This window comes from Paenibacillus kobensis NBRC 15729 (assembly GCF_004000825.1).
In the GTDB taxonomy this organism is placed as follows: domain Bacteria; phylum Bacillota; class Bacilli; order Paenibacillales; family Paenibacillaceae; genus Paenibacillus_T; species Paenibacillus_T kobensis.
Window position 1 is genome coordinate 114,302 of sequence record NZ_BILZ01000002.1, and the last position, 13,219, is coordinate 127,520.

The 13,219-nt window shown below is 51.8% G+C and carries 11 protein-coding genes; 2 read left to right on the forward strand and 9 right to left on the reverse strand.

The annotated features are described in order from the left end of the window. Nucleotides 1–62: 62 nt before the first annotated feature. The 5 genes from PKO01S_RS02130 to PKO01S_RS02150 all read right to left on the reverse strand — a co-directional run bounded on the left by PKO01S_RS02130 (nucleotide 63) and on the right by PKO01S_RS02150 (nucleotide 4,973). The gene (locus PKO01S_RS02130) at nucleotides 63–308 is read right to left on the reverse strand and encodes a hypothetical protein (protein WP_127529646.1); all 246 of its coding nucleotides are present in this window, start codon (nucleotides 306–308) and stop codon (nucleotides 63–65) included. Nucleotides 309–352: 44 nt separating this feature from the next. Next, a complete protein-coding gene (locus PKO01S_RS02135) occupies nucleotides 353–1,534 on the reverse strand; it encodes an ATP-grasp domain-containing protein (protein ID WP_164779440.1) in 1,182 nt (393 codons plus the stop codon). Between the two features lie 218 nt (nucleotides 1,535–1,752). Further along, the gene (locus PKO01S_RS02140; RefSeq protein WP_127529648.1) at nucleotides 1,753–2,697 is read right to left on the reverse strand and encodes a D-alanyl-D-alanine carboxypeptidase family protein; all 945 of its coding nucleotides are present in this window, start codon (nucleotides 2,695–2,697) and stop codon (nucleotides 1,753–1,755) included. 496 nt (nucleotides 2,698–3,193) lie between these two features. Then, the gene (locus PKO01S_RS02145) at nucleotides 3,194–4,288 is read right to left on the reverse strand and encodes a sensor histidine kinase (protein WP_127529649.1); all 1,095 of its coding nucleotides are present in this window, start codon (nucleotides 4,286–4,288) and stop codon (nucleotides 3,194–3,196) included. Beyond that, nucleotides 4,281–4,973, reverse strand: a complete 693-nt coding sequence (locus PKO01S_RS02150) for a response regulator transcription factor (RefSeq protein ID WP_127529650.1) — start codon at nucleotides 4,971–4,973, stop codon at nucleotides 4,281–4,283. Before PKO01S_RS02150 ends, PKO01S_RS02145 begins: the two co-directional genes overlap by 8 nt. A 241-nt stretch (nucleotides 4,974–5,214) precedes the next feature. Between PKO01S_RS02150 and ilvD the strand changes: the two genes are divergently transcribed. Next, nucleotides 5,215–6,903, forward strand: coding sequence for a dihydroxy-acid dehydratase (gene ilvD / locus PKO01S_RS02155; protein WP_127529651.1), 1,689 nt, complete (start codon nucleotides 5,215–5,217; stop codon nucleotides 6,901–6,903). Nucleotides 6,904–6,968: 65 nt separating this feature from the next. Here ilvD and PKO01S_RS02160 read toward each other — a convergent pair whose 3' ends face one another. From PKO01S_RS02160 to PKO01S_RS02170, 3 genes are all read right to left on the reverse strand, one after another. Next, nucleotides 6,969–7,406: a VanZ family protein gene (locus tag PKO01S_RS02160; protein WP_246070412.1), complete on the reverse strand. Its 438-nt coding sequence runs from the start codon at nucleotides 7,404–7,406 to the stop codon at nucleotides 6,969–6,971. A gap of 16 nt (nucleotides 7,407–7,422) precedes the next feature. Beyond that, entirely contained in the window at nucleotides 7,423–7,914 is a 492-nt protein-coding gene (locus PKO01S_RS02165) for a hypothetical protein (RefSeq protein WP_127529652.1), read from the reverse strand. Between the two features lie 139 nt (nucleotides 7,915–8,053). Next, on the reverse strand, nucleotides 8,054–9,481 hold the full coding sequence (locus PKO01S_RS02170; RefSeq protein ID WP_127529653.1) for a polysaccharide deacetylase family protein: 1,428 nt from the start codon (nucleotides 9,479–9,481) through the stop codon (nucleotides 8,054–8,056). Between the two features lie 181 nt (nucleotides 9,482–9,662). On the opposite strand from PKO01S_RS02170, the gene ytvI reads away from it, so the two are divergent. Further along, nucleotides 9,663–10,787 (forward strand): sporulation integral membrane protein YtvI, encoded by a 1,125-nt coding sequence (ytvI, locus tag PKO01S_RS02175; RefSeq protein WP_127529654.1) that lies wholly within the window; start codon nucleotides 9,663–9,665, stop codon nucleotides 10,785–10,787. A gap of 72 nt (nucleotides 10,788–10,859) precedes the next feature. On the opposite strand, the gene PKO01S_RS02180 is transcribed toward ytvI, so the two are convergent. Further along, nucleotides 10,860–12,653 (reverse strand): peptidoglycan D,D-transpeptidase FtsI family protein, encoded by a 1,794-nt coding sequence (locus PKO01S_RS02180; RefSeq protein ID WP_127529655.1) that lies wholly within the window; start codon nucleotides 12,651–12,653, stop codon nucleotides 10,860–10,862. Between the last annotated feature and the right edge of the window lie 566 nt (nucleotides 12,654–13,219).

The following is a 13,219-nucleotide window of genomic DNA, read 5'->3' on the forward strand; positions in this document are numbered from 1 at the left end:
CGGCCTATTCGTTCACCTGTAAAAGGCAGCTGAGTCAAATCCTCTTCGTTCGTTCTTCAGTACTACTGCAGACCCGTGCCGTCTTCCTCACCGATTGCGAGCGTCGTGGCGATTGGACCGCCGTCCTCTTCGCCAAGCGCAAGCGTCGTATAGATCGGCGGTTTCTTCGGCAGGATGACGCAGCCGCCTGGCGCAATGCCGCCTTTCACTTCCTTCATGCCGGCCTCATCAAGCTCCACCATCTCCGCGTTCAAGCATAATCCTTTCGATAACGTTTCTTGCTGGGCAGCATCAAACATAATCTTCATCACAATTCCTCCTCTTATAGGCACAAATTATTGTAGCGCCATCCTTACCATACTCTCGATATTCTGACCTCCTGGCCGGAACGCTCAACCTCCATCATCTTGACTCGCTTGCCGGTTTGCTGCCAGAACTGCTCCTGCTGCTCCACGTTCATCGGCATAATGACACGCTGTTGGGTGAGCATTTGCTCGGACCATTGCTTCATGACTTCGCAGTAAGGGAATAATGGCGTAGCTACCGGCTTGTTCATTCCAATCGAATCGCTGCTGTGAAACTCAAGCAGTACGCCATCTCCAGGCGTGGACACGACGGAATCATATTGTCGAAGATACTCGATAATGCCATCCGTAATCGGCGATTCTGTCTTCCTCTCGATATCCAAGTACGCCGGCATGCTGTTGCATTCGATCAGCACGAATCGGCCTTCCGGCGTCAGCCGCAAATCGATGCCGCTGAATCGTAGTCCAAGAGCCTTCATCGCCCGATCGCACATATCGGTGACCTCGTCCGGAAGACACACTTGCCTATATGTGATCGCACCGTCCAAATAATTCGGATCCGTGCGGTAATCGAGAATATCCTCATGCGACGTAACAATAATGTGCGCTGACAGCACTTGGCCCTCTAGCATATTAACCCTAACGTCCTTGCCTGCGATTTCTTCTTGGAAAATAACAGGCTCACCGAATGTGTCCGCATCGCGCAGACTGGACCAGAACGACTCGTCAACCCGTCGGCAGAAGCTGCCTCCAGGCAGCGGCTTGCAGACGGCTTGCCCTCCAATACGCACCACGAATGCACGTGCTATGCCGACTGATGAAGTAATGCACGTAGACGGCAGCGTGACTCCGATTGTGCGAAGCTTGTACAGCTGATAGTATTTGGACGCTTGAGAAGGAGGATTGACGACTATCGCGCCTCGCTCATGCATAATCCGCAGCCACCCTCGGATTGCCTCTGCTCTTCCTCCGAATTGGACCTGAACGTCGAAGCGCTGCGGGTCCTCCAGTTGAAAGTAATCTGGATTGTGCGACATCACCCCTCTGAAAAAGACGGATGACACCTCTCGAATCGGTACTCCATTGTAATAAAGAACGCCATCCTGCAGGGCATAATCGTTCGTCAGCGGCGACTCAAGCTCTATGAAATCCGCTTCGAGCGCTTGCAGACGATTGGCCATATGCCGGCAATGCGCGTCATTCATCGGATTCATGATCACAATGGTCATGAACGTCCTCCTCTGTACGGTCATCATCTTCCCTGTCATATACTACCAACTTTATATTAGAAGAGAGAATTATGGAATCCTACATAGGAATCTATGAGCAAAGCAACAGAAACGCGAAGACGCTAGTCCTCGCATCCCATTTCCTTACCCGAATTCAAATAAAAAGCGCCGTCTCGGAGCTATGACAGCTCCGAGATCGACGCTATTCGTCATCCTTATTAAGGTCCAAGCGCAACCTTCAACCGCCGTGACAGTCCGGCAGCCAGCGATCTTCCGCCGCTCTGCTTCTCGCCGAAGCCAAGCTCATAGAGCCGCTCCGTCTCCACGAACCTTTCGTCAGCCGTATCTGTTCCCATAACGACTGCGATTAGCCGAGTGTTGCCGCGGACCGTCGTACCGGTGAAGCAGTAGCCCGCCCGCTCCGTGTAGCCCGTCTTCAACCCGTCGCTGCCCGGATAAGCGAACCGTTCGCCAGGCAGCATCAGGTTCGTCGTGCGTAGCACGCCGTTCTGGCTCTCGGTATCCCCAACCGCAGGCCGCGACGTAGTCGTCAGCACTTCCGGGAAGGATCGAATCAGATAGCGGGCAAGCAGCGCGACGTCTCTAGCGGTAAGCGACGTTTCTCCTGACGAGGCTGCCTCCGTAAAAGCAGCCAGATCAGCGCTGCTCAGTCCGGTCGCATTCGCGAACTTCGCCTCATCTGACAAACCAATTTGCTTCGCCCTGTCATTCATCAATTGGACGAATCGCTTCTCCGTCCCGGCAATATGCTCGGCGAGCGCAACTGCGGCATCGTTCGACGAATGAACGGCCATCGACTCGAACAGCTCGCGTGCGGAGTAGCTTTGGCCTTGATTAAGTCCCGCTCCCGCCCCTGGTACGGAAGAAGCATAACCGGACGCCGTCACTTGTTCGTCCCAATTCATTCGTCCTGCACGAACGGATTCCAGCACAAGCAGCTCCGTCATCATTTTGGACATGCTCGCTGGCGGCAGCGGCATATCCGCATGCTGAACAAACAATGTCTTACCCGTATTCGCATCGATCAATATGGCCGCCTTGGCCTCTACCTTCAAAGACTGATGGCCTAATGGCCAATCCGTCACTCTGATCATCCATAGCAGCACGCCAATTGCTGCTGCGAGCAGCACCCATCTTTTCATTATGGAACCTTACCTCCGAACGTTATCTAATGTTTCCATCATACGAAACACAGCTTAACGTTTCCGCAACCGTTCCATAACCGTTTCATAAGAAAACCTTAAGATTGGTTTACATTTGGACGAGTGTTGATTATATGAAAATAAATGTATTCAGCGACTATATGGAGCCTCTTCTTCTCTAGCGCATCGAGCGAGGTATCAAGCTATTGGTAGTTATATGGATCATCAATTACTCTCGTTGGAGGTTGTATTTCATACAAGGAAATCCGGCATGCGCCACTCGTCCAAGCTCCTTCATTGTACTTCGTACAACCGAGAGTCGGGTCAAATGGCACAAAACCCTGAATTTACCGTTAACGATTGGTTTTCCATTGTATGAAATACAATCAATCCCACCATTTCACATCACGCGTCTGCTTTCATTGTACGAAATGCAATCGAGCGAATCTGCCGAGATCGTTTAGGGAGGCTCACTCCTGACTCCTGACGCCTACCGCTAAATATGAATAGGCAGCCGTAAAATAAATGCAGTCCGGTATGGATCGCTCACGACGCTGATCGTGCCGCCGTGGCGTTCGACGATGCTCTTCGCAATAGCGAGCCCGAGGCCGGAGCCGCGCGAGCCTTCTTTTTCCGTACGCGACTTATCCACCCGGTAGAACCGGTCGAAGATGTGGGGCAGATCGACGGAAGGAATCGGCTCGCCGTAGTTAATGACTTCGGTCACTGAGAAACCGCCTTCGCACCGGACCGTAATATCGAGCTTCTTGCCTTCGCGGCCGTAGGCGATGGCGTTCGCAAACAAATTCTCGAACACGCGCACCAGCTTATCGGCATCCGCGAACAGCATCACATTCGTTTCTTCCGTCCGAAGTGAGCCTTGAAGCCCGGCGTCGGATAACGACACCTGATATTGAACCAGCAACTGGCGAAGCATCTCAATCAGATTGAACTCCGAACGTTTCAACGGTACGGCATCGTGGCGCATACGCGTATACTCGAACAAATCCTCGATCAGCACACCAAGCCGCTTCGCTTTATCATGCGCAATCTGTACAAAATACCGCAGCTCGATTTCGTCGCGGTACCGGTCTTGCTCAATTAATCCGAGATAACCAATAATGGACGTCAATGGCGTACGAAGATCATGGGATACGTTCGTAATAAGCTCATTTTTCGCTTGCTCCGATCTTCGCTGGTTATCCAGCGTCTCCGACATGCCAACGACGATCCGGTTCGTTATTTCGGCTAGATCCGTCAGTTCGCTGCTCTGGCGAATCGGAATGCGGTGGTCGAAGTTGCCTTCGGCAATGTAATGAACGGAACGGCTAATGCGCGCTAGATACCGGAACTGGCGTTGCTGCAGCAGCAGGAAATAGAACAAATAAATCACGATGGCAAGCGCAGGCGTAAACATGCTGTCCATCCGGTTGGCTAGGCGCACGACTTTCCAATACAGCGACGGATACTGAACGAGAAGCTGAAGCCCGACGGATTGCAGCAGGAAGAAGGTTAGGAAAGCTAATGCCGCAGCGAGCGCCATATGCCAGACAAGCCGCAGCGACATACGCAGCACGATATGGTTATGCATCGATTTTGTACCCGACTCCCCATACGGTCGTAATCAGCTTGTCGCCGGTTTCCTGCTCCAGCTTATCCCGCAGCTTGCTAATGTGCACCATCACCGTATTGTTCGATTCGAAATACCGTTCGCCCCATACCTGCTGAAAAATATCTTCCGCGCTGAACACCCGCCCCGGCTGGCTCGCAAGCAAGTAAAGGATGCCGAATTCCGTCGAAGTCAAATGAAGCGGCTTCCCGTCGACTTCGGCTTTATGCGTCATCCGGTCGATCCGCAGTCCGCCGATATACAAGATGTTCTCGTCCTCCGCTTTGGCCGGGCGGCTGTACTGATACGAGCGGCGCAGCAGCGACTTCACGCGTGCGATGAGCTCCAGCGGATTGAATGGCTTCGTCATATAATCGTCGGCCCCGGTCATCAGTCCCATTATTTTGTCCATATCCTCCGCCTTCGCGCTCACCATCAGGATAGGAATCGCTTCCTCCTTGCGCAAATGTCGGCACAGTTCAAGACCGTCCATTCGGGGCATCATAACGTCCAGCACGACGAGATCGAACGGCTGCGCCTCGATCATCCGGAGCGCTTCTTCACCGTCTCCGGCGATCTTCGTCTCGAAGCCTTCATTTCGCAAATAAATATCGATAAGCTCCGCGATCTGGCGGTCATCATCAACTATCAATATGGTGCGGTTCATCGTCTCGCTCTTCACCTCGTTTTAACCTAATCCGAACCTTCTGAATGGATCAACCCTACTATACACCGAACGCTGTTATTTTGTCCCTCGGGCGCCTAACAGATTAACGATGTTTAAGGATATCTTAACAGATCGTTAAGATATTGGCGTCAAGCCCAGCAGCGGCGCACGTTTCCGGTGGTCACGAACCTATCGTTGTGGTAAACTATTTGCTATGGACAAACTCATGGGAGGGACTTCAATGTCGGCCAAAAACAACAGAATGCGCTCCGATATGATCAAAAAAGGCTTTGATCGGGCGCCGCACCGCAGCTTGCTCCGTGCAGCAGGCGTTAAAGAAGAAGATTTCGGCAAACCGTTCATCGCGGTATGCAACTCGTATATCGATATCGTTCCAGGACATGTGCATTTGCAAGAATTCGGCAAGCTCGTTAAAGAAGCGATCCGCGAAGCAGGCGGCGTACCATTCGAGTTCAACACAATCGGCGTAGACGACGGTATCGCAATGGGCCACATCGGCATGCGTTACTCGCTCGCAAGCCGAGAAATTATCGCAGACTCTGTCGAGACGGTCGTTAACGCGCACTGGTTCGACGGCATGGTCTGTATTCCGAACTGCGACAAAATTACGCCAGGCATGATGATGGCAGCTCTGCGCATCAACATCCCGACGATCTTCGTCAGCGGCGGTCCGATGAAAGCGGGTAAAACGTCCGACGGCCGTTCGATCTCGTTGTCGAGCGTTTTCGAAGGCGTTGGCGCGTTCCAATCCGGCAAAATCGACGAGAAGAGCCTCACTGAGCTCGAGCAATTCGGTTGCCCGACTTGCGGCTCCTGCTCCGGCATGTTCACGGCTAACTCGATGAACTGCTTGGCTGAAGCACTCGGCCTTGCACTGCCAGGCAACGGTACGATTCTTGCTGTCGCTCCAGAGCGCAAAGAGTTCGTGAAGAAATCCGCTCGTCAGCTGATGGAGCTGATCAAGCAGGATATCAAACCTTGCGACATCGTGACCAAAGAAGCAATCGACAACGCATTCGCAGTCGACATGGCGATGGGCGGATCGACGAACACGGTTCTTCATACTCTTGCACTGGCTCATGAAGCCGGCATCGACTACCCGATCTCCCGCATTAACGAAGTGGCGAACCGCGTGCCGCATCTGGCGAAGATCGCACCGGCATCGGACTGGCATATCGAGGACGTACACAATGCAGGCGGCGTAAGCGCCGTACTGAACGAGCTGTTCAAGAAGGAAGGCGCGCTTCACGGCGACTGCATGACCGTAACGGCCAAGACGCTTCGCGAGAACGTGGCAGGCTGCGACATCCTGGACAAGGAAGTTATTCATACGCTCGACAACCCGCACAGCGAACGCGGCGGTCTGGCTGTATTGTTCGGCAATATCGCTCCTGAAGGCTGTATCGTGAAAGTCGGCGCAGTCGACAAGTCGGTCGGCGGCTACCACAAAGGCCCTGCAATCTGCTTCGATTCGCAAGAAGATTGCCTCGCAGGCATCGCGAACGGCAAGATCAAAGAAGGTCATGTCGTCGTTATCCGTTACGAAGGACCGAAGGGCGGCCCAGGCATGCCTGAAATGCTCGCTCCTACTTCGCAAATTATGGGTATGGGTCTCGGCGCCAAAGTCGGCCTCATCACCGACGGCCGTTTCTCCGGCGCATCGCGCGGCATCAGCATCGGCCACATCTCGCCGGAAGCAGCTGAAGGCGGCCCGCTCGCATTCGTACGCGACGGTGAAGAGATCGAGCTCGATCTGAACAACCGAACGATCAACCTGCTCATCGACGATGAAGAAATGGAACGCCGCAAGGCAGAATGGCAAGGCTTCGAGTCGAAGGTGAAGAAAGGCTACCTCGCTCGCTACTCCAAGCTCGTTACGAACGCAAGCATGGGTGCTATCCTGCAATAATAGATCAAATGGAACAAACGCTCATCGAAATGGCGAATAGCCATCTCCGATGAGCGTTTTTTTTATTACCGAACCTTGCGAATCAATGCCAGCATACCGTACCCGATCAGAAATCCGGCGACGTTCAATATCAGATCGTCAATGTCAAGCATGCCTCGTTTCGTCAAGAGCTGCAGCAGCTCCAACACACTAATGCCAATAGAATAAAGAGCCGTCCATCGCCTTAACGAATAGGGAGCGAGAAGCGGCAACAGCACACCGAACGGGACGAATACGGCGACATTCCCGATCAGGTTAATGAAGGACGACATTCGATATTTCGATTGAATCTCGATAAAGTGCTCGATTGTTCGGAATGGAATCAGATTATACCGGTAGCCCTCCGCCTCCAGATGAGTCCGGCCGAAAGCGAAGAACATCCAATACAGCAGAACGAAAGTGTAGCATACAACAAGAATAAGTGCAGTTCTTTGGATCGTCTTGTTCGGCATTTCTGTGTCCATACCTTCTTCTTCTGCGTTATTGTGCGCTTCTTGCTTGAAAATATTGCGCCAGCTTCTGATCCAGTTCCGCCGCTTGCTTCGTATAAACCTTCATCACAACCCGTTCTTGTTGTCCTTGCACCTTGAAGTGAACTTTTACAGGAGAACGGCCGTCTGCCTCAATCGAATAATCGAGAAGCTGATCGCGGGGAATGAATCCAAGACCGCCTTTCAAGCCGTTCTCGCCAAGCACGGAAGGTGTAACAAACAGGTTAACCGGCAACCATGCGAATACGATCAAATATGAATAGCTGTCTTGAATCATTAGCGTGGCCCACATTACAATTGCCGCAACCGACAAGGCAAGCAGCAGCATGTGCTGCCTGAATCTAATATATCCTGCAGCAATTCTCGCCCCTGCTCGGTATTGATTCGTAAATCCTATGATCACCAACACCATGAGAACAATAAACACAGCATAGCCTGCAATGTACAACGCCATATTGGTCATTACCCCATTTCTATTCATCTCATCCAGCCTAGCAACCCCTACATTCTAATATATTCCAACAGAATGTTCCATTCTTTGTTTAAAGAATTAAAGCAAAAAGCCGTTATCTCCTTTGCGTTAGAGATAACGGCTGTACATCTTATATGGGAAGAGCTACTTACAAACCGGATTTACCGACTGCAGCGCCCTCCAGTTCTTCATTAAGCTCCATCCGATTAGGCAGCGGTTGAATCAGTCGCTCGTTCGTTCTACGCGTGCCCGGTGCATGCTTGAACGATTCGCCGCCTTCCCCATGCGCAGCAGCAGCCAGATTCAATATATCCGGCATATCGAACAGCACAATATGAGGAGCCATCTCGACAGCATGACGTTCGCTCTTCTTGCCCGGCTTGGAGGGCGGTGTCAGTATGCGCATCAGAATGTGCAAATATATCTTGGACATTCTCGCGAACAGTCCATCAGGCAGCGGATGAACTTGAAAGCCCATCCGGTCAGCACCGCGGTGAATCATCGTCACACCGTACACAGCCTTTGCTCGACGTGCCTCAGCGTCTTCTGCAATCGTCATTGCCATAATCGGAAGACGCTTCTCCATCTCCCGCACTAGTCGTATCGCTGTCGCGACAGGTGAAGCGGACTTATGCGCAAGCTCCATCAGCAGCTTATTATCGAAGTGCAGCTCGACGATCGGATCGCCGTTTACCAGTTCCCGGCCACCCGAGAGAGACAGCGTGCGGCCATGGTATTTAATAACCCGGTAATGAAATGACGGATCCGGCGAACCGATCGGCTTGGTTCGGAACGTCAAGTGGAACAGTTTCTCCCACGTTAGCCACAGTCCGATCATGATCCGCTTCGACCTCTTCGGCACAAGCGCTCTTGCCTTCTCGGTCAAACCGATCATCTCATCAATCGCGATGAAGCGGAAGCCCCGCCGTACGCCTTCGCGCATGACGTTATCCAGCGCCTTCAGCATATTCTCTGGCGCGTTCTCGTCTGCGCCTGGCGTCATGCCGCAGTCGTGCAGCAGCATAACCTCTCCCGGACGAAGCTTCTTCATCATGCGCTGCTCCAGTTGCTTCGCCCCTACTTTATATCGCCAATCCCCGAACAAGGAGGACCATAGTATAATCTGCAAATTACGTAAGGAATAATCGAAAATGTTGACGATACCCCACGGCGGGCGGTAATAGACGGCTCTCTGCCCCGTCGCATTCATAATGATCTCGTTCGTCCGTTCAATCTGCCGCTTCACCGTCTTCGGCCGCATAAGCCAATTCGTCTTATGCTCATAATTGTGAACGCCGATTACATGACCTTCATCCTGCATCCGTTTCAACAGCTCGGGATGTCTCTCCGCATGTGCGCCTACGACGAAGAATGTCGCCTTCGCGCCGTAGCGCTGCAGCAAATCCAATAACTGCGGCGTATACCTCGGGTCCGGACCGTCATCGAACGTGAGCGCAATTTCGCGCTTGGCCCGGCCGCGCTTGAACACGCGAAATCCGAACAGCCGGCTGATCAGACCAGGCAGAAAAGCATAAAAGGTAAGTCCATAAAAAAGCAGAATAAGAAGGTTTTGCATCGATTAGTCCCACCAGATTCGATTAATATTGTTTCACTGCTCACTTGCGAATACCAATAGCTCGATTAAGACTATCTCTAATTGTATCATACAACAACAAAAAATAGGCACCTAAATGCAAATTGTAGTACAATGGAATAGTCTTTAACTGTAAATTCTATACCAATAAGGAGCAACATTCATGATCATATTTTACAAAAAATATTGGCGCACCGCCTTCGACATCGCGCTGATTGCGCTCACGGTCTACTTGATCATGTATGCTTTCAGCTTTATGTATAAGCTGGCTACGCCTGTATTTTTATCATTCGTCGTCTACTTGTTTATCGAACCGCCGGCCCGCTGGCTCAATAAGCTCGGGATGAAGAAATCGATCGCGTCGGCCATCAGCGTCCTGTTGTTCACGCTCGTCATCATTAGCTTGTTCTTAGGCGCCGGATATATTATAGCCGATCAAGCGAAGAACCTCATTCATAACCTGCCGGAGTACCAGCAGATTATGAAGGACGAGGTGTCATCCCAATCCGATTGGTTTTCTTCCAAATACGACTCGCTGTCGCCGGAGATGGTCGCTCAATTCGATCAGGTCGTCGATTACGTCACCCAGAAGGGACAATCGTTCGCTACTGATTTCTTGCTGACCATTTCACGCTATTTGACAAGCTTCTCGACGTTCGTCTTTAACTTCTCGATCGGCATCATCTTAGCCTACTTCTTGAGCGTCGAGATTAAGGATTGGAAGAGAACGGCTGAGGAGAAAACACCGCGAACGTTCAAGAAAGCTTTTTATTTTTTGCGCGATAACGTCTTCAAAGGCATTAGCGGTTACTTGAAATCGCAGTTGAAGCTCGTTTCCATCACGTTCGTCGTCATCTTCATCACTTTGATGGTGCTAGGCGTCAAGAACGCGTTTATGATTTCGTTCGTCTCGGCGATATTTGACATTTTGCCGCTGCTTGGCGTCGGAACGGTATTCATTCCATGGATCATCTATATGTTCATTGTCGGCAATACGACGCTTGCGATTTGGGTATCCGCTCTGTTTCTCGTTGTCGTTGTTACCCGTCAAATTCTCGAACCCAAGATTACAGGCGACACCTTAGGCGTATCGGCATTTACAATGCTCACGTTCATGATTATCTCGCTGTCGCTGTTCGGCATTGCAGGTGTTATTATGTCCCCGATTCTGATCATTCTTATGAAAGCACTATACGATCAGCGGTATTTCCACCGGTGGATCCGGATGCCGCAAGGAGAATTCGACTCTTCCGACCAAACGCATGTTGTTGAGGAAGAATCTAAGTAAGTCTTCTTTTACTAAGCACAAAAAGGTTGGGCACGAGGGACGATCCGATCCTCATAACCCAACCTTATTTTATTACTGCAGCTTAGCTGCAATATCAAGAATGCCCCTGAACAACTGCTTCGCTTCGTTCCCGCTGTTCGGCGGTCGGTCCTCCGCGAGTACGGCAACGGCATAGCGCGGTTTGCGAACTGGACCATACCCAATAAACCATTGATTGACACGGTCTACCCCTTCTCGAACCACCTCCGCCGTACCGGACTTCCCAGCCGCCTCCCATATTCCATCTTGAATGGATTGTCCCGTACCGGATTTCACCACAAGCTCCATCCCGTTCATGAGCTCTTGTGCTGTCGCTGGCGACAATCGGCCCTTCGGCGCTGGTGCTGCCTGGACTGGCAGCTTGGCGAACCGCTGACCATTCGCGTATTGGATTTCGCTTACAATTCTTGGCTCCATTACACGCCCTTGATTGACAATGGAAACGATCATATTGGCCGCTTGCAACGGCGAGATCCGCACATCGCGCTGTCCGATTCCCGTCTGCGCCATTAACCCTCCGTCGAACGATGCAGGCACTGTTTTGAAAATAACGCTAGCCTCTTCCTCCGGCAGCAATCGCAGCGGACCTGCCAGCGGTCCGACAGCACGGTCGCTGGACCAGCCCGCCTGCCGCCCGAGTCCAAGACGGACAGCCGTATCGAGCAATTGCTGCGGCGTCAACCGTTCTGCTATATCGGCGAAAACAATATTGCAGGAGTGTGCCAGTCCTTCCCGCAGCGTCAAATCGCCATGTCCGCCTTTCTTCCAATCCGATAATCCATACCGTCCGTACTCCCCTGTGCAGTGGAACGATTCGTTCGGTTTCGACACGCCGGCTTCCAGCGCCGCTGCCTCAGTGACGATCTTAAAGATCGACCCTGGCTCAACCGCTCTCAGCGCCCGATTCACCGTATCGGTTCCCGGCAATCCGATCTGTTCTGGATTAAGCTTCGGACGGGATACGATAGCCGCAATGTCTCCGCTGCCCGTATCCAGTACGACGACGACCCCTTTCTTGAGCCCCTTCCGATCGACATAGGCTTCGATTGACGACTGCAGCTTCGCATCCAGCGTCGTCACAATCGCAAGCGGGTACATCGGGTTAACGGGGCCTGTTACGCGCAAGTCTAGGCCGCTCAACGGCTGTCCTGCCGCATCGGTGTAATACGATAAAATCGTCTCTTTCCCTCCACGCAGCAGTCGGTCAAGCGACAGCTCCAGCCCAGCTCCGCCTACTATTGCATCCAGCTTCATCGTACCCGATGCATATTCGTGCCCGTATGCGGACTTCACCCGTTCTGGGTGCTGGCTAATAAAACCAAGTGTATGCGCAGCAAGATATGGAGCCGTGTATCGCAGACGATAAGGTACGACGCGAACTCCGTTCACACGGATAGAACTGAACTGTTTCACTTGCTCGTCGGACAGCGCAGCGGGATGCGCTGTCCCCGGTACGGTCCAATAACCAGGCTGTTTAATGCCGCTCAAATAAGCTTGAAGCTGATCGAGCGTAATGCCGAGTATGGATGCCATATTCTCCAGCTGAACCTTATCTCCGCGGGTATAAGAGGCTAACGGAAACACAGCAAGCGCTTGAATCGTTTCTCCTGTCAGCTGCGTGCCGTACCGATCGACGAAATCTCCTCTTCCCGTATCGATAATGAGCTCGCTGTCACGCTGGGCAACCGATTGTTTGGCCACATCTGCCGCCATGCTATGACTGGCTGCTGGCCATAGCTCAATCATGCCCAGCCGCCATATACAAATGCCGAACAACACGGTCATGATGACGCCCAGCGTCATTAATCTTCTTCGCAACGTTCGCATCCCTTTCCGCACCTGTATCGCTTCTACTGATCAGTATTGCCTCAAGGATTGGACTCAAACGTCAGGCTCACTCCGCAAGCGAATGAATAGTCCTCCACACACTTCCACTCCGCAAGCGAATGTTCTTACGATCGCTGTTGTCCTCAGATTGTTTTGAATTTGTAATACCGCTAAGCGGTGACAATCCGAGGACAAAGGCGACCACTTCGTTTCTTCAGAATCATTCGCTTGCTCCGTTCGGTATGGAAATGGATAGTAACATTATCATTCGCTTGCTCCGTACGGTGTGGGAAAAACTAACGTAAGGGACGCTTAGAGGCTAGGTAAACCGAAAGTTAATGGTCTTACGATTGCGTTATGAATATTCACAAGCAGAATTTTTTTGTCGTCAAGCCGATTGATAACGGCAATGACGACCATTGTATCCCACCTAAAAATTGCTGCAGGGACAACGGAGCAGACGAATGATTCTGAAGAAGCGTCAGCGGTCGCCTTTGTTTTCGGATTCCCACCTTGCTTTAATTGTTCAAAAGGAATCCGAAAACAACAGCGATCGGAAGAACATT

Bases quoted from the DNA above. Each gene is read 5' to 3' on its own strand.
- PKO01S_RS02130 (WP_127529646.1), bottom strand. From the start codon at position 308: ATGAAGATTATGTTTGATGCTGCCCAGCAAGAAACGTTATCGAAAGGA.
- PKO01S_RS02135 (WP_164779440.1), bottom strand. From the start codon at position 1,534: ATGACCATTGTGATCATGAATCCGATGAATGACGCGCATTGCCGGCAT.
- PKO01S_RS02140 (WP_127529648.1), bottom strand. From the start codon at position 2,697: ATGAAAAGATGGGTGCTGCTCGCAGCAGCAATTGGCGTGCTGCTATGG.
- PKO01S_RS02145 (WP_127529649.1), bottom strand. From the start codon at position 4,288: ATGCATAACCATATCGTGCTGCGTATGTCGCTGCGGCTTGTCTGGCAT.
- PKO01S_RS02150 (WP_127529650.1), bottom strand. From the start codon at position 4,973: ATGAACCGCACCATATTGATAGTTGATGATGACCGCCAGATCGCGGAG.
- ilvD (WP_127529651.1), top strand. From the start codon at position 5,215: ATGTCGGCCAAAAACAACAGAATGCGCTCCGATATGATCAAAAAAGGC.
- PKO01S_RS02160 (WP_246070412.1), bottom strand. From the start codon at position 7,406: ATGGACACAGAAATGCCGAACAAGACGATCCAAAGAACTGCACTTATT.
- PKO01S_RS02165 (WP_127529652.1), bottom strand. From the start codon at position 7,914: ATGAATAGAAATGGGGTAATGACCAATATGGCGTTGTACATTGCAGGC.
- PKO01S_RS02170 (WP_127529653.1), bottom strand. From the start codon at position 9,481: ATGCAAAACCTTCTTATTCTGCTTTTTTATGGACTTACCTTTTATGCT.
- ytvI (WP_127529654.1), top strand. From the start codon at position 9,663: ATGATCATATTTTACAAAAAATATTGGCGCACCGCCTTCGACATCGCG.
- PKO01S_RS02180 (WP_127529655.1), bottom strand. From the start codon at position 12,653: ATGCGAACGTTGCGAAGAAGATTAATGACGCTGGGCGTCATCATGACC.